The sequence below is a fragment of the Plantactinospora sp. DSM 117369 genome (assembly GCF_053764795.1).
In genome coordinates this window covers 637,980-661,355 of the sequence record NZ_CM132446.1, presented here as the reverse complement: position 1 = coordinate 661,355, position 23,376 = coordinate 637,980, and the positions used below count along the sequence as shown (strand labels likewise).

Genomic DNA, 23,376 nt, shown 5'->3' with positions numbered 1-23,376 from the left:
GATCATCCGATTCCGCAGCTCAGCTCAATCCAGTACGAAGTGCGGGGTGCCGTCCTCGGCCTGGCCGAAACGGGGCATGATCGCGGTGCTGGGGTCCCGCCCGGCCGCGGCGGCAGGCACCCCGGCCAGGTCCGCGCAGTCGCCGATCTCGGTCAGCGTGATGACCGTAGGCGGGAGCATGGCGATCTCGCCCGCCTCGAACCGGCCCAGGGCCTCCGCCGGACGGATCCACATCGTGTGGTCGGCCTCCCCGGAGACGTCCCGGGGCACCTGCCCGGCCGGCAGCAGCGCCACGAAGAAGTACGTGTCGAAGCGGCGCGGCTCGAACTCCGGGGTGACCCAGCGGCTCCACGGCAGCAGCAGGTCGGAGCGGAGGGTCAGCCGGCAGTCCCGGAGCAGGTCGGCGAAGCCGCTACGTCGGTTCACCAGCGCCTGCCGGGCCCGCTCCCACTCCTCGCCGCTGACGTCGCCCACCACCGTGTCGCGGTCCGGGCCGGCGAGCAGTACGCCCGCCTCCTCGAAGACCTCTCGGGCCGCCGCGCAGACCAGTGCCTGGGCCGGTCCGGGCGGCTGGCCCAGCCGGCTCCCCCACTCCGCCGGGCCGGGGCCGGACCAGTCCAGCCGGATCTCCGAGTCGCCGGGGTCGACGCTGCCGCCGGGGAAGGCGTACATGCCGCCGAAGGTCATGCTGGCGGCGCGGCGGATCATGTACACCTCGAAGCCGTCCCGCCCCGAGGCGTCCGGCCGGAGCAGCAGTACGGTCGCGGCCGGCCGGGGCGGCACCGGCGTACCGCCCTCGGCGTAGAACCGGCGGGCGTGTGCGGCGATCGACTCCGGGGCGGCAAAGCTGGTCATGCAGCGAGGGTAGTTCGACCGTCCGGGCAGCCGCGATCTTGTGTACGGGGCGGCAGGGTGCTCGGCTCCGGAGCCGGACATGAGGCGCTCAAGTCTGGCTTCAGAGGCGAAATAGCGCCGGGCAGGCACCAGCAGGTCAGCGCGTCGCAAAGGCCCCGGCCCCGGCCCCGGACGGTCGGGACCGGGGCGCGCTGAGAAGGCGCCAGAGAACGGCTCCAATACGGCGGAAAGGCCAAGCGCACATCGACCGATCTCAAATAACCCTGTCGGTGATGAAGCGGATGGCCGTAAGAATCAGAAAGAGCGCCCCCGGCGAACCGGGGAGTAGCTGGTGCGCGGACTGTCGAGCTGGGTGCACAGACGGGGCACGGAGGGTCGGGTTTACCGAGACGGCGCATGGCGAGGTGGTTCGGGTCGACCGGCCAGCGGGGGCCGGGGCCTGGACGGCCCGGGACAGTGGGCGCACAGGCGGGGCAGCTCGACAGTCTCGCTGGCAGATATCCCAACCCCACACCATGGAGGCGCGACGGGTGTCACGCCTGGAGACCGGGTGCGGTTTGCCTCGCCTTGGGTCGCCGGGGATGCTTCAGGTCTGTTTCCCGTGCCGTTGACCGGCGGACGTGCCCGCCGACCCGTAGTTGAAGAGGTTCCATGGCGCAGCAATACAGCCCCGAGCGCAAGACACGTTGGGGCATCCTGGCCACCGGTTACATCGCCGCCACCTTCGTCGAGGATCTGAAGCTGCTGCCGGACGCCGAGGTCGTCGCCGTCGGCTCCCGTACGGAGGAGACCGCCCGCGCCTTCGCGGACCGGCATGGGGTCCCCCGGGCGTACGGGTCCTGGCAGGAACTCGCCGCCGACGACGACGTCGACGTGGTCTACGTCGCCACCCCGCACGCGGCACACTTCGACGCCACGATGGCCTGCCTCGACGCCGGCCGGGCAGTACTCGTCGAGAAGCCGATCACCCTGGACCAGGCCGCCGCCCAGCGGCTCGTCGACGCCGCCACCGCCAGCAACCGCTTCCTGATGGAGGCGATGTGGATGCGGTGCAATCCGGTCGTACTCCGGATATTGGAGCTGATCGCCGACGGCGCGATCGGCGAGGTGACCAGCGTGCAGGCGGACTTCGGGGTCGGCGGGCCGTTCCCGCCCGAGCACCGGATGCGGGCCCGGGCGCTCGGCGGTGGCGCCCTGCTGGACCTCGGGGTCTATCCGATCAGCCTGGCGCACCTGCTGCTCGGCCTGCCGGACCAGGTCCGCTCCTGGGCCCGGATCAGCCCGGAGGGGGTCGACGAGAACACCGGGATCATCCTCGGCTACGAGACGGGCGCGGTCGCCACGCTGAGCTGCGGCATGATCGGCGCGACCCGGGTGGCGGCGACGATCACCGGGCGGACCGGCCGGATCGAGCTGGCGCCGCCGTTCTACCGGTCGGGCCAGGTCACCCTGCTCCGGGACGGCGCCGACCCGGAACTGCTGCCGGTCGACCTCACCGGCTCCGGCTATCAGCACGAGGCGGCCGAGGTGCAGCGCTGCCTCGCCGCCGGGCTGCTGGAGAGCCCGCTGGTGCCGCACGCCGCGACCCTGGAGGTGATGGGCCTGCTCGACGACATCCGGGAGCAGATCGGCGTGACCTACCCCTGACCGCCCCGGACGGCTGGCCGTCCGGGGCGGGATCGCTCAGAAGAGCGGGTTGACCAGCAGGTACATCAGCGCGCCGATCGAGCCGGCCGCCGGGAAGGTGAGGATCCAGGCGCCGACGATGTTGCCGGCCACCCCCCAGCGGACGGCGGAGAGCCGCTTGGTCGCCCCGACGCCCATGATCGCCGAGGTGATGGTGTGCGTGGTGGAGATCGGCGCACCCAGCACCAGGGCGTTGAAGTAGAGCACCCCGCTGGCCACGGTCTCGGCGGCGAAGCCCTCCGGCGGCCGGAGGTCGATGATCTTCCGCCCGAGGGTACGGATGATCCGCCAGCCGCCCGCGTACGTGCCGAGGGCCAGCACGGTGGCCGAGGTCCAGAACGCCCACTCCGGGATGTGCTCGGCGCTGCTCTGGTAGCCGCCGACGAAGAGGGCGAGCACCACGATGCCGATGGTCTTGGCGGCGTCCTGCATGCCGTGCCCGATCGACATCGCCGCCGCCGAGGCGGTCTGGGCCCACCGGAAGCCCCGGTTGAGCTTGCCCGGCTGCCCGTTCCGGAAGATCCACTGGACGGCGACCATGACCAGGTAGCCGAGCAGGAAACCGACCAGCGGCGAGAGGATCATCGGCAGTACGACGCTCTCCCCGATGCCTTTCCAGAGCACCGTGCCGGAGGCGGCGAGCGTCGACCCGACCAGCCCGCCGATCAGGGCGTGCGAGGACGAGGAGGGCAGGCCGAAGTACCAGGTGATCAGGTTCCAGGTGATCGCGCCGATCACCCCGGCGAAGACGATGCCCAGGCTGGAGACGCCGGGTGGCAGCTCGACCAGGCCGGAGCCGACCGTCTTGGCCACGTCCGCGCCGAAGTGCGCGCCGATGAAGTTGCCGATCGCCGCCATGCCGAGCGCGACCCTGGGAGTCAGCGCCCGGGTGGAGATGCTGGTGGCGATCGCGTTCGCGGCGTCGTGGAACCCGTTGGTGTAGTCGAAGAGCAGCGCGACGGCGATCACCGCCAGTACGGCGATGAGTTCAGGACTCACGGGTCAGCTTTCCTTGACCGCGATGGTCTCGACGGTGTTGGCGACGTGCTCGAACGCGTCGCAGGCCGCCTCCAGCTCGTCGGCGACCTCCTTCATCTTGAGCACGGTCAGCGCGTCGTACTCGCCGGAGAAGAGCCGGACCAGCAGCATCCGGTACGCCTGGTCGCCGTCGTTCTCCAGCCGGTTGCACTCGATCCAGTAGTCCTCCAGGTCCTTCATCGCCCGCAGCCGGGGCATCGCCTCGGCGGTGAGCTTGGCCTGCTGGTCGAGGACGTTCACCAGCTCGTGCATCTCGCGGGGCAGGGACGGCAGCTTGGTCAGCCCGTAGAGGTAGAGCAGGTTGCCGACCGCCTCCAGGTGGTCCATCACGTCGTCGAGCAGCGAGCCGAGCCGGTAGATGTCCTCCCGGTCGAACGGCGTGACGAAGGTGGAGTTGATCTTCTTGTACAGCTCGTGGGTGATCTGGTCGCTGTCGTGCTCGACCTCGGTGAGCCGCTCGCTGACCGACTGCACGTCGACCCCGGGCAGCGCCAGCTCGTTCAGCAGCTCGGTACCCCGCACGAGGTTCTGAGCGGCTCTGCTGAACAACTCGTAGAACGCGCCCTCGGAGGGGCGGAGGGAAAACTTCACGGCACGGACCTCGTTGCGTCGGCGGACGGGTGGCGGGCCGCAAGAGGCTGCCCCTGGGGAATGCTAGGAAACCTCGGATCGGAGTTTTCGCCCGCCCACCCCTGGTCAGGGGCGGTTCACCTGGCATTCATCTGCTGTTCACCTTTATCGTCGACAGGCCGGCACGAACCCGACCGAACGGCCCGACACCGCCGCCGGTGTGAGATTCGCCGCGCCGGCACCCGCCCATCGACGCACCGGGCGGTCCTGACCTCCCGGTCCGGCCGAAACCGGACCGGTACGGCCGGCTGCCGGCCCCGCGGTCGGCGCTAACCTCGCGGGAGGACGTACGGCGGCGGGGGAGGCAGCGGTGCGGGATCTGGCCAGCGAGTTCGAGGCCGAACGGGACCACCTCACCATGGTCGCGTACCGGATGCTCGGCACCCGGGCGGAGGCGGAGGACGCCGTACAGGAGACCTGGCTGCGCTGCGCCGGTGCCCTGGGCACCCCGCAGGCCCGCGCCGAGGTACGCGACCTGCGGGGCTGGCTCACCACCGCCACCGCCCGGATCTGCCTCGACGTGCTCCGCTCGGCCCGGGTACGCCGGGAGTCGTACCACGGTGAGTGGCTGCCGGAGCCGATCGTCAGCCGGCTGCCCGGGTCGGCCGGCGGGGCGGACGGGTTCGCCCCCGACCCGGCCGAGCGGGCCGCGCACACCGAGCAGGTCAGCATCGCCCTGCTGACCGTGCTGGAACGGCTCACCCCGGAGCAGCGGGTCGCGTTCGTGCTGCACGACGTCTTCGCCGTACCCTTCGCGGAGATCGCCACGGTGCTGGCGACCAGCCCGGCCGCCGCCCGGCAGCTCGCCTCCCGGGCCCGGCGCGCGGTCACCGAGGACGGCCCGCGCCACTCCGCCGACCCGGCCGAACACCAGCGGCTGGTCAGCGCGTTCCTGCACGCCGTCGAGTCCGGCGAACCCGAGCGGCTGCTCGAGGTCCTCGCCCCGGACGTGGTCTTCGTCGGCGACGGCGGCGGCCTCTTCCCGACCGCGCGGCATCCGGTGGTCGGCGCGGTCAAGGTGGCCCGGTTCGCCCTCGGGCTGATGCGCCGGGCCGCCTGGGACACCCACGACCTGCGGATGCGGCCGGTACTCGTCAACGGCACGCTCGGATTCCAGATCGAGGCGGACTACCGGCCCGGCCTGCCGCTGCACGGCATCATGTGGTTCACCGTCGCCGACGGCCGGATCACCGCCGCCTACCACCAGCTCAACCCGGAGAAGCTGGCCCGGGTGCCCCGGATCGGCGCGGACGAGCACCCCTGGCAGTTCCAGCGCGAATAGCCGGCGCCGCGCGGCGTCCGCAGCCGGCCGGGCCGCGCGGGCGCCGGGCTCAGACCACCAGCGCCAGCCACTTCCGGTACGCCGACGCGAACGGCTCGGTGCCGTCGCCGAGCGCGACGTAGAGCCACTCCGCCGCGGCCCGGGCCTGCGCCACCGTCTCCTCCGGATAGCCGAACCGGACCCGGTGCTCGGCAAACTCGTCCTCATCGCGCAGCTCCACCAGACCGGTGCCGCGCCGACGCACCACGTCGAGGTCGAGGTCGATCAGGTGCACGGTGTCCCCCTCCCAGCGGGCCGGGCTGGCGATGTCGCAGTAGACCTCGCTGGTCCGCGGCGGCGGGTTGAACATCGCGCTCCACCACGCGTCGTGCGGCACCAGCAACACGAACGGGATCTGTTCCACCGAGGGGCGACCGTGGTAGACCGACTCCGTCCCGGCGGTCACACCGAGCCACACGCCCAGGTCGTCCTCGGTCAGTCTGCGGGCGGGGTAGTCCCGGTGTGCGGTGCCGTCGTACTTGCGGTAGACGACTCGGACCACATCGCTCGACATGCCCGCACCCTAGCCGATGTCACCCAATACGCGCGGTGCGTGAAGCGTCCGGCAGGCGTCGAAATCGACAACATCATCCGGGCCCGCACCCTGGTCCGGGCACCGATCCGGCCGGGCCGCGGACCCGCCGGGGCGAGGCGGCGCGGCGGTGTCGGGTTCGGCGGGTACGGTCGCACGGTGACCGTGCCCGCCACCGACGCCAGCGCCCCCACCCTGATCGACTCCGAGGCGGCGGACTCCGGCCGTCCCCCGGCGCCCCGGTCCCGCCGACGGCGCCGAGGCGACCGCCCCAGCGGCGCGGAGCTGCTCGCCGCGGCGGTCGGTGCGGTGCCGGGCGGCAACGCCCGGCCGGGCCAGCAGCAGATGGCGACCGCGATCGAGGAGAGCATCCTCTCCGGCGAGCACCTGCTGGTGCAGGCCGGCACCGGCACCGGCAAGTCGCTGGCGTACCTCGCCCCGGCGCTGACCGTCGACGGCCCGGTGGTGGTCTCCACGGCCACCCTCGCGCTCCAGTCCCAGCTCGTCGACCACGACCTGCCCCGGCTGGCCGACGCGGTCACCCCGGTCCTCGGCCAGCGGCCGACCTTCGCGGTGCTGAAGGGCCGGCACCACTACCTCTGCCTGGCCCGGCTGGAGAACTCCACAGAGGACGAGCCGGAGGACGCCCTCTTCGACACGCCGGGCCGGGGCGGTGGCGGGACGAAGTGGCTCGGCGAGGCGGGCCGGCTGGGCAAGCAGATCGAGCGGATCCGGGACTGGGCGATGGAGACCGGGACCGGCGACCGCGACGAGCTCGACCCAGGCGTCGACGACCAGGCGTGGCGACTGGTCTCGATGCCGGCCCGGGAGTGTGTCGGCGCCGCCCGCTGCCCGTACGGCACCGAGTGCTTCGCCGAGGCGTCCCGGGCCCGGGCCCGGGAGGCGGACGTGGTGGTGACCAACCACAGCCTGCTCGCCGTCGACATGCTCGCCGGCCGGCACATCGTGCCGCCGCACAAGCTGCTGGTGATCGACGAGGCGCACGAGCTGGCCGACCGGGTCTCCTCGGCGGCCCAGGCGGAACTGATTCCGGAGCTGATCGACCGGGCCGCCCGGCGGAGCCGGCCCCTGCTCACCCCGGAGTTGGCCGAATCGCTGGTGGCGGCCGGCGACTCGCTGGCGGTCGGGCTCGCCGAGGCACCGGCCGGGCGGATCACCGGCGAGCTGCCGGCCCCGCTGCGCGAGGCGTGCACGCTGCTGGACGCGGCGACCCGGGCGGCACTGGAGAAGATCGGCGACGTCAAGGCCGACGATCCCGACCCGGTCCGCAAGCAGCAGGCCAAGGCCGTACTCGACGACCTGTCGAAGACCGCCCAGCGGCTGCTGGAGGAGGCCGACCACGACGTGGCCTGGGTGGAGAAGCCGGACGGCGGCGGCGCGGGCCGGCGGGCCCTGGTCGTCGCCCCGCTCTCCGTGGCCGGCACCCTCGCCACCCACCTGTACGAGGACCGCACCGTCGTCGCCACCTCGGCCACGCTCGCCCTCGGCGGCCGGTTCGACACCGTGGCCCGGGCCCTCGGGCTGGCCGCCCCGGCGGACCCGGGAGTCGATCCGACCCGTCCGCACCCCCGGGCGGCGGCGCTGCGCACCGTACGACCCGACGCGGCGCCACCCGGTGCCGGGGCGGCCCGGGCGGGGCAGCCGAGCGCCGAGGACCAGCCCGGGGCCGCTCACCGGGACACCGCCTCGAAACCGGACCCCTCGAAAGTGGACTCCTCGAAGGCGGGGTCTGCCAAGGCGGACGGGTCGGGGGGTGACGCCGGCTGGCGTTCACTCGACGTCGGATCCCCGTTCGACTACCCGCGCCAGGGCATCCTCTACGTCGCCGCACACCTGCCCCGGCCCAGCGCCTCGGGCCTGCCGGCGGCGGCCGGTGAGGAACTGCTCGGGCTGGTGGGCGCGCTCGGCGGCCGTACCCTGGGGCTGTTCTCGTCCCGCCGGGCCGCGTTGCAGGCCGCCGAGCTGCTCCGGGCCCGTACCGACCTGCCGATCCTGCTCCAGGGCGAGGAGGCGCTGCCGCTGCTGGTCCGCCGGTTCCGGCAGGAGCGGGCGAGCTGCCTGTTCGGGGTGATGTCGCTCTGGCAGGGCGTGGACGTGCCCGGCGACTCCTGCCAGCTCGTGGTGATCGACCGGCTGCCGTTCCCGCGCCCGGACGAGCCGCTGGCGGCGGCCCGGGCCGCGGCCGTGGACGCGTCGGGCGGCTCGGGCTTCGCCTCGGTGAGCGTGCCGATCGCCGCCGTACGCCTGGCCCAGGGAGTCGGCCGGCTGATCCGGTCGACCGGCGACAAGGGCGTGGTGGCGGTACTCGACTCCCGGCTGGAGACCGCCCGGGGGTACGGCGCGTTCCTGCGGAAGTCGCTGCCGCCGTTCTGGTACACCACCCGGCCGGAGGTCGCCCGGGGCGCCCTGGAGCGGCTCGGCAAGTCCTGACCGCGACCGCCACCGACCGGCGCGACCGGGACCGACCGGCCTTCGCGGCGACTACGCGCTAGGGGGCCTTCGCGGCGACCACCACGGCGTCCGGCGGCACCTCCGGCGGCCGGCGGTGCGCGAGTCGACGGACCGCGGTGTTGAGCACCGCGATCAGCGGTACCGAGACCAGGGCGCCGACGATGCCGGCCAGCACCACCCCGGCGGCGATGCCGACGATCACCGCGAGCGGGTGGATCGCCACCGCCCGACCCATGATCAGCGGTTGCAGGATGTGCCCCTCGACCTGCTGGACCCCGATCACCACGCCGAGGATGATCAGCGCGCTCACCCAGCCGCTGTCGACCAGGGCCACCAGCACCGCCACCGCACCGGAGAGGGTGGCCCCGACGATCGGGATGAACGCGCCGAGGAAGACCAGCGCGGCCAGCGGAAACGCGAACGGGATGTCGAAGATCACCAGGAAGATGCCGATCCCGACCGCGTCGATGAACGCGACGAGTACGGTCGCCCGGACGTACGCGACCAGCGTCGCCCAGGAGGCCCGGCCGGCGTCGTCGACCCGCCACCGGGCGGCCAGCGGGAGCAGCCGGACGAGGAACCGCCAGATCTTCTCGCCGTCCCGGAGGAAGAAGAAGGTGGCGAAGAGCACCAGCAGCGCCCCGGTGAGCAACTCGGCCACGGTCGCGGCGGTGGAGACCGCCCCGCTGGTCAACGCCTGAGTGTTCTCGTTGATCCACTGCTCGCCCTGCTCGATGTACGAGTTGAGCTGGTTGTCCGACAGGTGCAGCGGACCGGTCTTCAGCCACTCCTGGATCTGCCGGATGCCGCTGGTGGCGTTGCGGCTCAGGTCCGGTACGCCCTGGATGAACTCGTTGACCACCAGGGTGAGCGTGCCGACCACGGCGGCCAGGCCAGCGACCAGCACCACCGCGGTGGCCAGGGACCGCGGGAAGCGGGCCCGCAGCAGCAGGCTGACCAGCGGGGCCAGCAGGGCGGAGAGCAACAGGGCGATCGCCAACGGAATGATCACGATCCGGATCGTGCCGACCACCCGCAGCAGCGCCCAGGCGACGAGACCGATCACGATCAGTCGCCACGACCAGGCGGCGGCGATCCGCAGCGCGTGCGGTACGTCCGCGTCGTCCCGGCTCGACGTCGACGGGTGCAGGTCGGCGACCGGTTCACCCCCGGCCGGCGTCGACGCGGGCGCCGGCTCGGGCGCGGCCGCCGGACGGCTCCGCACCGGACCGGCTCCCCCGGACGAGCCCGACGACCGCCCGGACGCATACGCGTTACGGATCCTTGCTCGTAGCTGCTCGAAACGGCGCAAGCGCACCTCCCACGGCGGAATCGGCCTTCCTACGGTAGCCGCACCAGCACGGGCCGGCACGGTGCGGCCGGCGGGGTGACGGCCACCAACCTGCCTGGTGGCGGCACACGGTACCGTTCCGGTCGTGACCGCCGAGGAAAACAACGACAACGGCCTGCCCATCCGCCTGCTGCACGACAGGGTGCTGGTCCGGGCGGACGGCGGCGAGGGCGAGCGCCGCTCGACCGCCGGCATCGTCATCCCGGCGACCGCCTCGATGGGGCGGCGGCTGGCCTGGGCGACCGCGGTGGGTGTCGGTCCGAACGTGCGCTCCATCGTCTCCGGTGACCGGGTGCTCTTCGACCCCGACGACCGGTCCGAGGTCGAACTGCACGGCCGGGAGTACGTCCTGCTCCGCGAGCGCGACGTGCATGCGGTGGCCGCCCGGCGGGTGGAGACCGACTCCACCGGCCTCTACCTGTGACGCGCCGTTCCGCCCGCGCCCACTGACGACCGACCCGCTCAGTGAACCTTTTCAACCTCCCCTTGCGGTCCGACGGACCGCAAGGTCGGACGCGGTGCCCGAGCGCCGCGCGGTTCAGGTTGAAAAAGGTTCAGTGTCCCGGCGAGGCGGACCCGCTCAGCGCCGGTACGGGTCCGGCCAGGACCCGACCGGCCCGGGGCCGAGTGCGGGTGCGGGTGGCCCGCCGTACGGGCCCGGTGTGCCGGGGTAAGGGGATGGCGGCCCGCCGTATCCCGAGGGTGGATAGCCGGGGCCGACCGGAGCCAGCGGGCGCGGCGGCGCCACCAGGACCACCGGGATCGGCACCACCGGCTCGGCCGGAGCCGGCAGGCTCCGGCGGGAGCCGTCCGGGAACGACAGGTGGTATCGGGAGCCGTCCCAGATGCCGGCCGGTGCCTGCGGATCGCGCCCCACGAAGACCTTGCGGGCGGCCTGGATCGCGTCGAGCAGCCGGCGTTCCTCGGCGAGCCGCCCGGCGAGCCGCTCCGGCCGGCGCTCCAGCCCGCGCACCAGCCCGTCGCGGAGCAGGGCGAGCCGGGTCGCCGAGATCTGGAACGCCCGCATCGCCTTGACCCCCTCGTCACCGGCGATCCGCCGGGCCCAGCGCCGGGCCGCGTGCCGCCGGCCGAGGGTGCCGAGCGCGGCCAGCTCGGGCGGGGTGAGCCACCCCGTCGACACGTAGTCGGGGAGCCGGCGTTGGGTGAGCCGCCCCTCCCAGCTACGGACCCAGACGGCCAGGCCGACCACGCCCAGGAAGATCGGCACCATCAGTCCGAGGTAGCTGTAGAGCAGGATCAGCGGCTCCCCGGTGAGCTGGGTGAGGGTCGCGGCCAGGTTCCAGGCGCCGTGCAGCATCATCGCCAGCAGCAGGCCGGCGAGCGGGGCGAGGATCCGGATCGGGCGGCTGGCCGACCGGACGGCGATGCCGAGCCCGATCCCGGTCATCGAGGTGAAGAGCGGGTGCGCGAAGCCGCTGATCAGGACCCGCAGGATGAAGATGCCGAAGACGTTCTGCGCACCGGTGGCCGGGCCGTACTGGTCGACGCCTTCGGCATAGCCGTGCAGGCCGAAGTAGAGGATGTTCTCGACCATGGCGAAACCGACCGCTGACAGGCCACAGTAGACGATGCCGTCGGTGATCCCGGACCACTTGCGGCGCTGGTAGAGCAGGAGCAGGAGCGGCCCGAGCGCCTTGGTCAGCTCCTCGATGAAGGGCGCGACCAGCACCCCGACCACCGGGAGGGGCAGTTCCAGGGTGTCGGCCGCGAAGGTGTTGGTCCGCAGTGCGGCGAAGGTGGAGACCGCCGCGCCCCAGCCCAGGCAGAAGGCGAGATACTTGACCGGCTCCGGGTCGTACCGGTCGAGCCAGAGGAAGCAGGCGACCAGCACCGGCACCGGCAGCGCCGCCGCGGCCAGCCCGATCAGCGGCGGCGTGACCCCGGCCGGCGACACCAGCTCCCAGGCCATCAGCACCGCGCAGACGACGATGAGCGTGATCGCCCCGATCACCGTCAGCAGACGGGCCAGGCTCCGCCGCTCGGACGTCGCCGCCACCTCCGGCACGGTGCCCTGCGCCACCTCCGGCGCGGTGCCGGCCGGCTGCGGGAATTGCTGCGCCGGGGCGGGCGGCCACGGCGGAGTCGGCGACGGCGGCTGGGGCGCCGCCGCACCGGGCGGGGTGTCGGCCATGTGATCAGCGTAGTTCCTCCGGACAGCCGGGCCGGACCACATCCGGCCCGGCTATGCTTCCTGGCAGGTCACGAGTGCCAGCGTCCAAGCCCCGGCTTGCTGGCCGGCAACCCTCGTCGAGGTTCGCGGTGGGGTGCCCCGGGTGATGACCGGGCTCGGTGCACGTCCGCACCGGGCAAGCGCGGACCCCGTTCCCGCCCGACTCCGGGGTCCCTGGACACCGGAGGTATGCCCGATGAGCACCAGCCTCGTTTCCGTCCCCGCCCGGCCGACCGGCGCGGCCACGCCAGCCACGCCGACCGCGCCGGCAACGCCGGGCGTCACAGCGGCCGGGGTCGCCGCGACCGGACCGCTCGGGGTGCTCGGGGTGCCGGGACAGGTCAACCTCGACTACGCCGCCACCGCGCCGTGCGCGCGGGCCGCCGCCGACGCGGTGGCCGAACTGCTGCCCTGGTACGGCAGCGTGCACCGGGGCGCCGGGGCGCTCTCCCGGCGCAGCACGCTGGCGTACGAGCGGGCCCGGCAGGATGTCGGCGACTTCCTCGGGGTACGCGCGGGCGACCACGTCGTCTTCACCCGCAACACCACGGACGCGCTCAACCTGCTGGCCCGGGCCCTGCCGCCCGGCGCCCGGGTGGTGACCTTCGCGGCCGAGCACCACGCCAACCTGCTGCCCTGGCCCGCCGGTACGGTCCGGCTGCCGGTGCCCGGCTCGGCCGGGGACGCCGTCCGGGCGGTCGACGCGGCGCTGCGGGAACTGCGTCGGGGCAGCGGCGGCGGCGCACCGATCCTGGTCACGGTGACCGGGGCCAGCAACGTCACCGGCGAGTGCTGGCCGGTCGCCGAACTGGCCCGGGTCGCCCACCGGCACGGCGCGCGGATCGCGCTGGACGCCGCCCAGCTCGCCCCGCACGCCGAACTGGACATCACCGCCCTGGCGGTCGACTACGTGGCCGTTTCCGGACACAAGCTGTACGCGCCGTTCGGGATCGGCGTACTGGCCGGACGGGCCGACTGGCTGGACGCCGCCCCGCCGTACCTGGCCGGTGGCGGGGCGACTCTCGGGGTCGGGGCGGCCACCCATGACGTGCGCTGGGCCGACGGGCCCGGCCGGCACGAGGCCGGCACCCCCAACCTGCTCGGCGCGGTGGCGCTGGCCGCGGTCTGCGCCGCCCTGTCCGAGGCGGACCGCGACGCGCTGTACGCACACGAGCAGGCCCTGCTCACCCGGCTGCGGTCCGGGCTCGCCGCCCTGCCGGACGTGGTCGAACTGCGTACCTTCGACGCGGACGCGCCCCGGGTCGGCATCGTGTCGTTCGTGGTCGCCGGCCGGGACTCGGCGACGGTCGCGGCCGACCTCGCCCAGCACTGGCAGATCGGGCTGCGGGACGGGCTGTTCTGTGCGCATCCGCTGGCCCGGCGGCTGCTCGCCGAGGCGGCGACCCGGAGCGGGCGGCGCGACCTGCCGCCGACCGCACTGCGCGCGAGCATCGGGCTGGGCAGCACCGCCGCGCAGGTCGACCGGCTGCTCACCGCCCTGTCCGCCATCCGCTGAGCTACCGTGCGGGGCCCGCCTCCGAGGAGGGGGTGTCGGAGGGCCGGTCCGAGGCTCTGGTCCCGGGCTGCCGGGCGGCCTCCGCGGCGGCCTCGCCGGCATGCCCGCCCGCCGCCCGGCGGACGAGCTGGTTCGCCTCCAGCCGCTCGATGCCGGTGGCCCGGAGCAGGTCACTGCCGGTGGTACGCACCTGTGCGATCACCACGCTGCCGGAGAACCCGACGCCCTCGGCGTACGCCCGACCGGCCTGGCCGATCGCCTGCAACGCCTGCTCCCGGGCTGCCTCCGGGCGTACCCCGAGCCCGAGGTCCTTGCGCAGCAGCCGTACCGCCTCGGCGAGCAGCGCCACCGCGTTCGACATCTCCTCCGGGATCGGCTCATCGTCCTCCAGCGCGGTGACCGCCCGCCGGATCAGGGTCCCGCTGTTGTGCACGGCGTGCTCGATGTACTCGGAACTCTCCACGTACTGGGTCAGCGCTCCCCGGCGGTGCCAGCGCACCGGTGACAGGATCGACGTCTCCCGGCCGCCCTCCAGCGCCTCCTCGAAGCCCTGGAGGTGCCGCTCCACCTCGCGCAGCCGGTCCAGCGCGGCCTGCGCCCGGGGCGCGTCCCGGGACTTGATCGCCTCCGCCGTCTCGGAGAGTTCCTCGGTGAGCCGGCCCAGCGCCGGCCGGGCCGCCCGGTCCACCACACGTAACGGGTTCAACGGCAGCACCAGTGCGATCACCACGAGCCCGGCGAAGCCGCCGATCAGCGCGTCGATGACCCGGGGCGACTCGATGTTGGCCTCGTGCGGCATGTCGACGGTCACGATCAGCACGGCGGTCGCCGCCGCCTGGGTCACCACCGCCGGACCGCCGCCGAGGAAGATGGTCACCACGATCGCCAGGAACACGATGACGCCGAGCTGCCAGGGCCCGGTGCCGGCGGCGAAGACCAGGGCGTCGCCGAGCCCGATGCCGACCGCCACACCGATGATCAGCTCGACGGTCCGGCGGAGCCGCTGGCCGACCGAGGAGGCGAGGGTACCGATCGCGGAGATCGGTGCGAAGACCGGCGACGGGTTGCCCAGGAACTCGTGCGAGCCGACCCAGGCCAGCGCGGCCGCCACCCCCGCCTGGAGGGCGAGCACCAGGTTGAACCGTACGGCGTGCCAGCGGTCCCGTACGGTGGCCCGGGACCGTTGTCGGAACTCCTTCGCCAGGTTGGCGATCCGCTCCCGATCGAGCTCCACGGGCGTTTTGGCCACGGTGTCCCGGACGGAGCGCATGGCGGGGACTACCCACTGACGAACCCGCCGAACCCGTCCGGAGGGCAACTGTGCCGGCCGACGGCGGTGGTCCGAGGTGTCCCCGGACGGCCGGAAACGGCCGTGGTCGGCGTACTCCCGGGCGGCTAGCCTGCCAGGCATGCCGGATCTTCTCGACGACCTGCGGGCGGCGCTCGGCGAGTCCGCCGTACTGACCGATCCCGACCTGCTCCGCGGCCACCAGCGTGACGAGGCCGACCTCTGCGTGGCCGGCATGCCGGCCGTGGTGGTCCGGCCCCGGACCACCGAGGAGGTGGTCGCGGTGGTCCGGGCGGCGGCCGCCCACCGGGTACCGGTGGTACCGCAGGGGGCCCGGACCGGACTGGCCGGTGCGGCCAACGCGGTCGACGGAGCCGTGGTGCTCTCCACGGTGTTGATGGACGAGATCCGCGAGGTCGACCCGGTGAACCGGATCGCGGTGGTCCAGCCGGGGGTGGTCAACGCCACCCTGGCCGGCGCCGTCGCCAAGCACGGCCTGCGCTATCCGCCCGACCCCGGCTCCTGGGAGTCGTCCACCATCGGCGGCAACGTGGCGACCAACGCGGGCGGGATGTGCTGCGTCAAGTACGGCGTGACGACCGAGTACATCCTCGGTCTGGAGGTGGTGCTGGCCGACGGCGAGATACTGCGCACCGGACGGCGTACCGCCAAGGGGGTCGCCGGATACGACCTGACCCGGCTCTTCGTCGGCTCGGAGGGCACCCTCGGGGTGATCACCGAGGTGACCGTCTCGCTCCGCCCGGCCGCCGAGGAGTCGCTGACCCTGGTCGCGGTCTTTCCGTCGACCACCGCCGCCGGCCGGGCGGTCGCGGAGATCTCCGCCCGGGGGCTCAGCCCGAGCCTGCTGGAGCTGCTGGACCGCACCCACCTCGGCGCGATCGAGGCGTACCGGCCGATGGGGTTGCGGACCGACGCCGAGGCGCTGCTGCTGGCCGCCGCCGACACCGGCACCCGGGCCGCCGCCGACCTCGCGGTACTGGCCGAGGTCTGCACGGCGAGCGGCGCCGACGAGGTCTTCGCCGCCACCGACGCGGAGGAGGCGGCCGCGCTGCTGGCGGCCCGTCGGCTGGCGCACCCGGCGATGGAACGGTTCGCCGCCGACAGCTATCCGGACGGCAACGGCGGGCTGGTCATCGACGACGTGGCCGTACCCCGGGACGCGCTGGCGGCGCTGCTCGACGGGGTGGCCCGGATCTCCGCCGAGTACGACGTGCCGATCGGCGTGGTCGGGCACGCCGGGGACGGCAACATGCATCCGAACATCGTGGTCGACCGGGCCGACCCGGCGAACCTGGAGCGGGGCCGGCGAGCGTTCGACGCGATCATGGAACTCGGTCTCTCGCTCGGCGGCACCTGCACCGGCGAGCACGGGGTCGGCCTGCTGAAACGGGACTGGCTGGCCCGGGAGATCGGACCGGTGGGCCTGCGGGTGCACCGGGCCGTCAAGGACGCGCTCGACCCGACCGGGCTGCTCAACCCCGGCAAGGTGCTGTGACCGCCGGGGCCGCCGTCCGGCGGCCCCGGCGACGCCCCGCGCTCCCCCGGCTTGCCGGACCGGCGGCACACGGAACCGGTCAGCCGGGCAACTCCACCCCGTCGAGGCCGGCGCCGGCGCCCCGGTCGAAGGCGAAACCGCGGACGTCCGGCGCCCCCAGCCGGGCGGCGTCGGCGGTGGCGTCGTCCGGCATCCGCTGGGACTGCCGTTCCGCCTGCACCCGGGCGAGGTAGTGCTCGATCTCGCGGGCCCGGACCGGGGCGTCCCAGCCGAGCACCCGGCCCATGATCTCGGCTGCCTGCTCGGCCGACTCGACGCCCCGGTGCGGCGTCTCGAACGAGATCCGGGTACGCCGGGTCAGCACGTCGTCGAGGTGCAGCGCCCCCTCGGCCCGGGCCGCGTACGCCACCTCGGCGGCGAGGTATTCCGGGGCTCCGGCCAGCGGGGAGCCGAGCAGCGGGTCGGCGTCGACCATGTCCAGCAGGTGGGTGGTGAGGTTGCCGTACCGCTCCAGCAGGTGTTCGACCACCCCGGCCGGTACGCCGTGCCGGCGGGCCAGGTCGGCCCGGTCCCGCCACAGCGCGGCGTAGCCGTCGGCGCCGAGCAGCGGCAGGTCGGCGGTGCGGGACGGGCGTACCCCGCCGAGCCGGCGGGCGGCCCGGTCGACCACGTCGGCGGCCATCACCCGGTACGTCGTGTATTTGCCGCCGGCCACCAGCAGCAGCCCGAGCATCGGCTCGTAGACCGCGTGCTCCCGGGAGAGCTTGGAGGTCGAGTCTGCCTCGCCGCTGAGCAGTGGGCGCAGCCCGGCGTAGACGCCCTCGATGTCGGCGGTGGTGAGCGGCCGGTCCAGCACGGTGTTGACCTGGTCGAGCAGGTAGTCGATGTCCCGGGCCGAGGCCGCCGGATGGGCCCGGTCGAGCCGCCAGTCGGTGTCGGTGGTGCCGATGATCCAGTGCCCGCCCCACGGGATCACGAAGAGCACCGAGGTCGGGGTACGCAGGATCAGCCCGGCCTCGCCGGTGATCGCCGAGCGGGGCACCACCAGGTGCACCCCCTTGGAGGCGCGGACCCGCAGGCCGCGCCGCACCCCGACGTCACCGAGCAGTTCGGACATGTCGTCGCTCCACACCCCGGTGGCGGCGATGACGGTGCGGGCGCGTACCTCGAACTCGGCGTCCGGGGAGCCGGGCGGTGCCTCCATGTCCCGGACCCGTACCCCGGTCACCTCGCGGGCCTGCCGGGTCAGGCCGACGACGCGGGCGCTGGTCACCATCGCCGCGCCGAGGCTGGCCGCGGTGCGGGCCAGGGTGACCACCAGGCGGGCGTCGTCGACCTGCCCGTCGTAGTAGCGGATGGCCCCGGCGATGGCGTCGGCGCGCAGGCTGGGGAAGGTCCGCCGGGCTCCCTCGCGGGTGAGGTGCCGGTGCAGCGGCATCCCCCGCCCGCCGCCGAAGATCCCGGCGAAGGCGTCGTACGCCGCGACCCCGGTGCCGTAGTAGGAGCGCCGCCAGGCCCGGCCGGCCAACCCGGCCGGGCCGGTGCCGGGCGGCAACGGGACCAGGATCGGCACCGGGCGCACCAGGTGCGGGGCGAGCCGGGTGGCGAGCAGGCCACGTTCGGTCAGCGCCTCGTGGACCAGGTGGAACTCCAGTTGCTCCAGGTAGCGCAGCCCGCCGTGGATCAGCTTGCTGGACCGGCTGGAGGTGCCGGAGGCGAAGTCGCGGGCCTCGACCAGGGCCACCTTGAGCCCCCGGGAGGCGGCGTCGAGCGCGGCGCCCGCGCCGGTCACCCCACCGCCGATGACGAGTACGTCGAACCGCTCGCTCCGGAGCCGGCGCAGGTCGGCGGCGCGGCGGGACGGGGAGAGCCGGCTGGCCGTGTTCCGGGAAAGGTTGGGGTCACGCACCTGTCCACGGTAGCCGCAGCGGCGACCGGCACGGGCTTTCCGGGTGTCACTTCGGGCGGTGTCGACGGCGGAGGATTGACAGCGGCCGTAGACTTTGCATCGCAGAGTAAAGCGCTGATGCAAAGTTGAGGAGGCGACGATGAGTTCCACCGACGAGGAACGGCCCGCCGAGATCCTGGCCGAGCTGGACCGGCTGCGCAGTCGCACCCGCACCCGGACCCACGGCGGGGCGTGGCTGCCGGCACTCGCCGTCGCCGTACTGCTGCTGGCCAGCATCGCCCTCTACCGGATGCCCTTCGGGCAGCCGACCGCGCTGCGCATCGACCATCCCTACTGGGCCGGACTCCCCGACGAGCAGCGGCACCCGGTCCTGTCGTACGCCTTCTGGTTCGTCGGCACCCCGCTGCTGGTCGCCACGGCCGCCGCCTGGTACACCCTGCGCGCCCGGCGACTCGGCCTGCGGGTCTCCTGGCCGATCTTCGCCGCTGCCGGGCTCGGGATGCTGCTGCTGCTCGCGGTCCTCGCGGCGGTACCGGAGACGGAGGCTCCGTCCGGTGCGCTGGGCGCAGCACCGGACTGGTTCTGGCCGGGGCTGTTGACCCCGCTGCTCCCGGTCGCGGTGGCCGTACTGGCACTCGCCTGGGCCGAGCGCAGCCCGGGTCTCGCCGCCGCCGGGATCTGGATCGCCCTGCTCTCGGTCTGGTTGTGCGGCACGTTCCCGCTGGGCTACCTGCCGCCCTGGGTCACCGACATCCTCGGCGGCCAGTCCGGTTCACTCGGCGGCCAACTCTCGCTCCGGCCCGGGCACTACCTTGTGCTGATGGCACTGCCGCTCGTCGTCTTCGCCGCCGTACGCGTGGCCCGCACCAGACACGTCCGCGATGCCTGACGACCGGCCGGCTCCGGCGCATCCGGCACTGGCCCTGGACGACACCGTCCACCAGCGGGTGCGCCTCGGCATCCTCACCGTGCTCAGCGAGACCCGGGAGTGCAAGTTCGCCACCCTCCGGGACGAACTGGGGTTGACCGACGGCAACCTCAACCGGCACCTGCGCATCCTCGAACAGGCCGAACTGCTCCGGGTGATCAAGGGGTACGAGGGACGCCGGCCCTGCACGTGGCTGCGGCTCACCCGGCAGGGCCGGGCCGCCCTGCGTGCCGAGGTCGCCGCGCTGGAGCAGCTGGTGAGCCGACTGCGCAACGCCACCGCCGAGCCGGAGCCGGAGAGCTGAACGCCGTCGTACCGTAGCCGGCCGAGGTCGGCGGTGGCCGGGCGGCGTCGTACTGTTCGGACATGCAGGATGGTCCGCCACCGCCGCCCGACGAACCGTCCCCGCCGTCCCCGCCCACCCCGCCGTCCCCGCCCACCCCGCCGTCCCCGCCCACCCCGCCCTGGCCGCCGGCCCCGCACCAGCCGTGGCCGGCAGTTCCGCACCAACCCTGGTCCGGCGGGCCGCACCCGCCGTGGCCGGCAGCGCGGGTCCGGCCGGTGCCGGTTGCCGGCGGCGGGGTCTGGCCGGTCGTCGCCGCCGCGCTGGTCGGAGTCTGGGCGGTCGGCGTCACCGCCGGCGGCCAGACCGTCGGCTGGCTCGTCGAGCAGGTCCTGCTCGTCTCCGGCCTGGATCGGCAGGACTGGCTGTGGCCGGTGACCGGCGTCGTGACCGCGCTGCTCGTCGGGGTACCGGCCGGACTGCTGGCCGCGCTGCCCCGCTCCCCGGCCGTCCGGGCCGCCGGCCGCGCCTGGCTGCTCGGCGCGATCGCGCTCGGCACGCTCGGGCTGCTCCGGGCGGTACCGCTCACCCTCCCGGAGGTCTATCTCGCCGGGCTGGCCGGGGTGGCCGGACTGGGCGCCCTGCTGATCCGACGCCTCGTCAGCCGACCGGAGCGGCTCCGGGCAGCGCAGGTCCGGCCGGAGCCGGCCGCGATCGGTCTGGCCGTGGCCGCCGGGCTCGCCCTGCTGCTGCCCTGGGTCTGGGTCGGCGCCCTGGGCGGCGCACTGGAGACGGTGTGCGGACTGCTCGCCTCGGCCGCGGTGGGCTGGCTGGCCGCCACCGTCCTGGATGGACGTTTCTGGGCCGGTTACGAGCGGTCCGCCCCGAGCCGCAGCGGCGGCCCGGCCCCGGGGCGCCCGGTGGGCGGGGCCCGGTTGGTCCTGGTCGGCGGGCTGGTGGCCGGAGTGACACTGGCGCTGGTCGCGGGCGGGATCGGCCAGTCCGGTGCGCAACTCGGCGCGCTGCTCGTCCTCCCGCCGGCCGGTTTCGCGCTCGCCGCCCTGCGGGTGACCTCCCGGGCCCGGTCGGCGGCCGGGGCCGGCACGCCGGAAGCCGGGCTCCGGCCGGTCGGCTCCGCCCCGGTCGGTTGGCTGGTCGGCATCGCCGCCGCCGGGCCGCTGACCCTGGTCGATCCGGAGGAGATCACGCTGCTGCTCTCCACCGCCCGGGACGTGCCGTTCTGGGCGGCCATCGCCGCCGCCGGCTCGCTCGCCATCGCGGTGCTGCTCGGCATCGGGTACGGCGTCGGCCTCGGTCGCCCCGGCGCAGCCACCCCGCGCCGCCCGGTCGCCGCAGCCGTGTCCGGAGTCCTGCTGCTCGCCACCGGCGCGGTGTACGTCGGGCTCGGCTCCCCGGGCTGGCACGGCGAACGGCTCTTCGTGGTGCTCAGGGAGCAGGCGGACCTGACCGGGGTGGTGGCGCAGACCGGCCCGGCCGGTCGGCAGGCCCGGGGTCGGGAGGTGTACCGCCGACTGGTCGAGACCGCCGAACGGTCCCAGGCGGACCTGCGCCGGGAACTGGACCGTCTGCACCTGGACTACACCCCGTACTACCTGGTCAACGCGGTCGAGGTGGACGGCGGCGCGGCGGTGCGGGCCTGGCTGTCCCGGCGGGCGGACGTCGACCAGGTACTGGTCAGCCAGCGGTTGCGCCCGCTGCCGGCCAGCGGGTCGCCGAGCCGTGGTGCCGAGCCGGCACCGGCCGTACCGAGCTGGAACCTCGGCCTCGTCGGCGCGGACCGGGTCTGGTCACAGCTCGGCGTCACTGGCTCGGGCATCGTGGTGGGTGGTTCGGATTCCGGTGTGGACGGCCGGCACCCGGCGCTCTCCGCCGGTTTCCGGGGCGGTGACGACTCCTGGTACGACCCGTGGAACGGCTCCCGCTCCCCCACCGACCTGGGCGGCCATGGTACGCACACCCTGGCCACCGCCGTCGGCCACCAGCGGGTCGGAGTGGCGCCCGGAGCGGAGTGGGTCGGCTGCGTGAACCTCGACCGGAACCTGGGCAACCCCGCGCGCTACCTCGACTGCCTCCAGTTCATGCTGGCGCCGTTCCCGCCCGGTGCCGACCCGTTCACCGGCGGCCGCCCGGACCGGGCACCCCAGGTACTCAGCAACTCGTGGGGCTGCCCGGCGATCGAGGGCTGCGCCCGGGACACCCTCCAGCCGGCCACCTCGGCGCTCGCGGCGGCCGGGATCTTCTTCGTCGCCGCCGCCGGCAACACCGGCTCGTTCTGCGGCTCGGTCGACGACCCGCCCGCACCGTACCCGGACGTCTTCACCGTCGGCGCCGTGGACCGGCAGCGCCGGGTCACCTCCTTCTCCAGCCGTGGCCCGGCGCCCGGCGGGTTGCCCAAACCGGACCTGGTCGCGCCCGGCGCCGACGTCCTCTCGGCACTGCCCGGTGGCGGGTACGGCACGCTGAGCGGCACCTCGATGGCGGCCCCGCACCTGGCTGGGGTGGTCGCGTTGATGTGGTCGGCCAACCCGGCGCTGGTCGGCGACCTGGAGACGACCCGGCGCATCCTGCTCGACACCGCCACCCCGGCCGAGCCGACGTTCCAGTCGCGGCAGGACACCGACACCTGTGGCTCGGAACGGAACATCACCGGTGCCGGGCTGGTCGACGCGTACGCGGCGGTCCAGGCCGCCCGACAACTCGGCCAGCCGAACCGGTAGCCGGCGCCCGGTCCCTGGCCCGGCCCGGCCGAACCGGGCCGCGTCGGGTCGGCCGGGCTCGGTATGGTCGGCGACCATGAACGCCGAGCTGTCCCTGACCGAGTTGACCGACGACCAGCTACCCGCAGTGGTGGAACTCTGCCGGGCGGCGCTGGACCTGCCTGACGACTCGGCCGAGGCGGCGGAGATCGTGGCCCGGCTCCGGGACGACTCGCCGCTGCCGGGCGCCGCCGGGCCGCGGCGTACCGTCGGGGTGCTCGGCTGGCAGGACGGCGCGCTCGCCGGGGTCGCGCTCGGCTCGATGGCCGACCGGGGCCCGGACCCGACCGCCGGCCACCTCGACCTGGTCGCGGTGCACCCGGAGCGGCGACGGCGGGGCATCGGCCGCGCCCTGGTGTCGCGGCTGGAGCAGGCGCTCGCCGGGCTCGGCGCGACCCAGGTACGCATCGTCGGCAACCCGCCGCACTACGTCTGGCCCGGCATCGACGTCCGGTACACCCCGGCGGTCTGCACCGCGCTGGCGCTCGGCTACAGCCCGGAGGGGACCGCCTGGAACATGACCGCCGACCTCTCCACCGAGTCCTCTCCGGCGCTGCGCTCCACCGAGGCTGCCGAGCGGCGGCTGGCGGAGCAGGGTGTCACGGTACGCCGGGCCGAGCCGGCCGACCTGGAGATGCTGGCCGGGTTCGCCCGGTCGACCTTCGGCGGCAGTTGGGACGCCGAGCTGCTGCACTCGGTCGGCCGGCAGGGCGCCGGCTGCCACGTCGCGGTCCGTACGCCCACCGGCGGCGGGGCGCCGGAACTGCTCGGCTTCGCCGCGTACGGTTCGTCCCGGCCGAGCTGGTTCGGGCCGATGGGTACCGCGCCCGCCGCTCAGGGACTGGGGATCGGCGGTGTACTGCTCCGCCGGTGCCTACGCGACCAGCGGGCGGCCGGACACCTGCGGGCCGAGATCGGCTGGGTCGGCCCGGTGCCGTTCTATGCGGCCAGCGCCGGGGCACGGATCGAGCGGGTCTTCTTCCTCTACCGCAAGCAGCTCTAGGAGCCGCTACCGCACACCGCACCAGCAGCGGCTCGCATCGATACCGCGCCATTTACCCGTGTTATCGGTCGCCGCCTCCT

At 74.1% G+C, this 23,376-nt stretch carries 18 protein-coding genes and 1 riboswitch; of the genes, 10 read left to right on the top strand and 8 right to left on the bottom strand.

Going from position 1 to position 23,376, the window contains the following annotated elements; translation table 11 throughout:
• Positions 1-24 precede the first annotated feature (24 nt).
• Complete coding sequence (locus ACSMXO_RS03040) at positions 25-855, bottom strand: NUDIX hydrolase (RefSeq protein WP_455416626.1); 831 nt, start codon at positions 853-855, stop codon at positions 25-27.
• A 651-nt stretch (positions 856-1,506) separates the two neighbouring features.
• Here ACSMXO_RS03040 and ACSMXO_RS03035 point away from each other — a divergent pair.
• Positions 1,507-2,502: a Gfo/Idh/MocA family protein gene (locus tag ACSMXO_RS03035; protein ID WP_455416625.1), complete on the top strand. Its 996-nt coding sequence runs from the start codon at positions 1,507-1,509 to the stop codon at positions 2,500-2,502.
• 36 nt (positions 2,503-2,538) lie between these two features.
• On the opposite strand, the gene ACSMXO_RS03030 is transcribed toward ACSMXO_RS03035, so the two are convergent.
• The gene (locus ACSMXO_RS03030) at positions 2,539-3,540 is read right to left on the bottom strand and encodes an inorganic phosphate transporter (protein WP_346260940.1); all 1,002 of its coding nucleotides are present in this window, start codon (positions 3,538-3,540) and stop codon (positions 2,539-2,541) included.
• A 3-nt stretch (positions 3,541-3,543) separates the two neighbouring features.
• Positions 3,544-4,170 carry a DUF47 domain-containing protein gene (locus ACSMXO_RS03025; RefSeq protein WP_346260939.1) on the bottom strand — a complete coding sequence of 209 codons (627 nt, stop codon included), beginning with the start codon at positions 4,168-4,170 and terminating at the stop codon, positions 3,544-3,546.
• Positions 4,171-4,519: 349 nt separating this feature from the next.
• Between ACSMXO_RS03025 and sigJ the strand changes: the two genes are divergently transcribed.
• Positions 4,520-5,491 (top strand): RNA polymerase sigma factor SigJ, encoded by a 972-nt coding sequence (gene sigJ / locus ACSMXO_RS03020; RefSeq protein WP_455416624.1) that lies wholly within the window; start codon positions 4,520-4,522, stop codon positions 5,489-5,491.
• A 49-nt stretch (positions 5,492-5,540) separates the two neighbouring features.
• Here sigJ and ACSMXO_RS03015 read toward each other — a convergent pair whose 3' ends face one another.
• Entirely contained in the window at positions 5,541-6,044 is a 504-nt protein-coding gene (locus ACSMXO_RS03015; RefSeq protein ID WP_346260937.1) for a DUF402 domain-containing protein, read from the bottom strand.
• 327 nt (positions 6,045-6,371) lie between these two features.
• On the opposite strand from ACSMXO_RS03015, the gene ACSMXO_RS03010 reads away from it, so the two are divergent.
• Entirely contained in the window at positions 6,372-8,513 is a 2,142-nt protein-coding gene (locus ACSMXO_RS03010; protein ID WP_455419156.1) for an ATP-dependent DNA helicase, read from the top strand.
• Positions 8,514-8,571: 58 nt separating this feature from the next.
• On the opposite strand, the gene ACSMXO_RS03005 is transcribed toward ACSMXO_RS03010, so the two are convergent.
• A complete protein-coding gene (locus ACSMXO_RS03005) occupies positions 8,572-9,906 on the bottom strand; it encodes an AI-2E family transporter (protein WP_455416623.1) in 1,335 nt (444 codons plus the stop codon).
• 64 nt (positions 9,907-9,970) lie between these two features.
• Between ACSMXO_RS03005 and ACSMXO_RS03000 the strand changes: the two genes are divergently transcribed.
• Positions 9,971-10,309, top strand: a complete 339-nt coding sequence (locus ACSMXO_RS03000) for a GroES family chaperonin (RefSeq protein ID WP_346260935.1) — start codon at positions 9,971-9,973, stop codon at positions 10,307-10,309.
• A gap of 156 nt (positions 10,310-10,465) precedes the next feature.
• Here ACSMXO_RS03000 and ACSMXO_RS02995 read toward each other — a convergent pair whose 3' ends face one another.
• Positions 10,466-12,079 (bottom strand): PrsW family intramembrane metalloprotease, encoded by a 1,614-nt coding sequence (locus ACSMXO_RS02995; protein WP_455416622.1) that lies wholly within the window; start codon positions 12,077-12,079, stop codon positions 10,466-10,468.
• Between the two features lie 24 nt (positions 12,080-12,103).
• Positions 12,104-12,225, top strand: a riboswitch (SAM riboswitch).
• A 47-nt stretch (positions 12,226-12,272) separates the two neighbouring features.
• On the opposite strand from ACSMXO_RS02995, the gene ACSMXO_RS02990 reads away from it, so the two are divergent.
• Positions 12,273-13,592: an aminotransferase class V-fold PLP-dependent enzyme gene (locus ACSMXO_RS02990; protein ID WP_455416621.1), complete on the top strand. Its 1,320-nt coding sequence runs from the start codon at positions 12,273-12,275 to the stop codon at positions 13,590-13,592.
• A gap of 1 nt (position 13,593) precedes the next feature.
• On the opposite strand, the gene ACSMXO_RS02985 is transcribed toward ACSMXO_RS02990, so the two are convergent.
• On the bottom strand, positions 13,594-14,826 hold the full coding sequence (locus ACSMXO_RS02985) for an FUSC family protein (RefSeq protein ID WP_346260933.1): 1,233 nt from the start codon (positions 14,824-14,826) through the stop codon (positions 13,594-13,596).
• A gap of 175 nt (positions 14,827-15,001) precedes the next feature.
• Between ACSMXO_RS02985 and ACSMXO_RS02980 the strand changes: the two genes are divergently transcribed.
• Positions 15,002-16,396, top strand: coding sequence for an FAD-binding oxidoreductase (locus ACSMXO_RS02980; RefSeq protein ID WP_455416620.1), 1,395 nt, complete (start codon positions 15,002-15,004; stop codon positions 16,394-16,396).
• Positions 16,397-16,475: 79 nt separating this feature from the next.
• Here the strand turns inward: ACSMXO_RS02980 and ACSMXO_RS02975 are convergent, their stop codons facing one another.
• Positions 16,476-18,305: a glycerol-3-phosphate dehydrogenase/oxidase gene (locus ACSMXO_RS02975; RefSeq protein WP_455416619.1), complete on the bottom strand. Its 1,830-nt coding sequence runs from the start codon at positions 18,303-18,305 to the stop codon at positions 16,476-16,478.
• A gap of 139 nt (positions 18,306-18,444) precedes the next feature.
• Between ACSMXO_RS02975 and ACSMXO_RS02970 the strand changes: the two genes are divergently transcribed.
• The 4 genes from ACSMXO_RS02970 to ACSMXO_RS02955 all read left to right on the top strand — a co-directional run bounded on the left by ACSMXO_RS02970 (position 18,445) and on the right by ACSMXO_RS02955 (position 23,296).
• A complete protein-coding gene (locus ACSMXO_RS02970; protein ID WP_455416618.1) occupies positions 18,445-19,194 on the top strand; it encodes a hypothetical protein in 750 nt (249 codons plus the stop codon).
• Entirely contained in the window at positions 19,187-19,537 is a 351-nt protein-coding gene (locus ACSMXO_RS02965) for a winged helix-turn-helix domain-containing protein (protein WP_346260929.1), read from the top strand. The genes ACSMXO_RS02970 and ACSMXO_RS02965 overlap by 8 nt, the downstream gene beginning before the upstream one ends.
• Positions 19,538-19,599: 62 nt before the next feature.
• A complete protein-coding gene (locus ACSMXO_RS02960; RefSeq protein WP_455416617.1) occupies positions 19,600-22,254 on the top strand; it encodes a S8 family serine peptidase in 2,655 nt (884 codons plus the stop codon).
• Positions 22,255-22,330: 76 nt separating this feature from the next.
• Positions 22,331-23,296: a GNAT family N-acetyltransferase gene (locus tag ACSMXO_RS02955; protein ID WP_346260927.1), complete on the top strand. Its 966-nt coding sequence runs from the start codon at positions 22,331-22,333 to the stop codon at positions 23,294-23,296.
• Positions 23,297-23,376 lie beyond the last annotated feature (80 nt).

Excerpts from the sequence above, each read along its gene's own strand:
- ACSMXO_RS03040 (WP_455416626.1), bottom strand. The coding sequence starts at position 855 with ATGACCAGCTTTGCCGCCCCGGAGTCGATCGCCGCACACGCCCGCCGG.
- ACSMXO_RS02980 (WP_455416620.1), top strand. The coding sequence starts at position 15,002 with ATGCCGGATCTTCTCGACGACCTGCGGGCGGCGCTCGGCGAGTCCGCC.
- ACSMXO_RS02965 (WP_346260929.1), top strand. The coding sequence starts at position 19,187 with ATGCCTGACGACCGGCCGGCTCCGGCGCATCCGGCACTGGCCCTGGAC.
- ACSMXO_RS03015 (WP_346260937.1), bottom strand. The coding sequence starts at position 6,044 with ATGTCGAGCGATGTGGTCCGAGTCGTCTACCGCAAGTACGACGGCACC.
- ACSMXO_RS03035 (WP_455416625.1), top strand. The coding sequence starts at position 1,507 with ATGGCGCAGCAATACAGCCCCGAGCGCAAGACACGTTGGGGCATCCTG.
- ACSMXO_RS02970 (WP_455416618.1), top strand. The coding sequence starts at position 18,445 with ATGAGTTCCACCGACGAGGAACGGCCCGCCGAGATCCTGGCCGAGCTG.
- ACSMXO_RS02955 (WP_346260927.1), top strand. The coding sequence starts at position 22,331 with ATGAACGCCGAGCTGTCCCTGACCGAGTTGACCGACGACCAGCTACCC.
- ACSMXO_RS02960 (WP_455416617.1), top strand. The coding sequence starts at position 19,600 with ATGCAGGATGGTCCGCCACCGCCGCCCGACGAACCGTCCCCGCCGTCC.
- ACSMXO_RS02990 (WP_455416621.1), top strand. The coding sequence starts at position 12,273 with ATGAGCACCAGCCTCGTTTCCGTCCCCGCCCGGCCGACCGGCGCGGCC.
- ACSMXO_RS02995 (WP_455416622.1), bottom strand. The coding sequence starts at position 12,079 with ATGTGGTCCGGCCCGGCTGTCCGGAGGAACTACGCTGATCACATGGCC.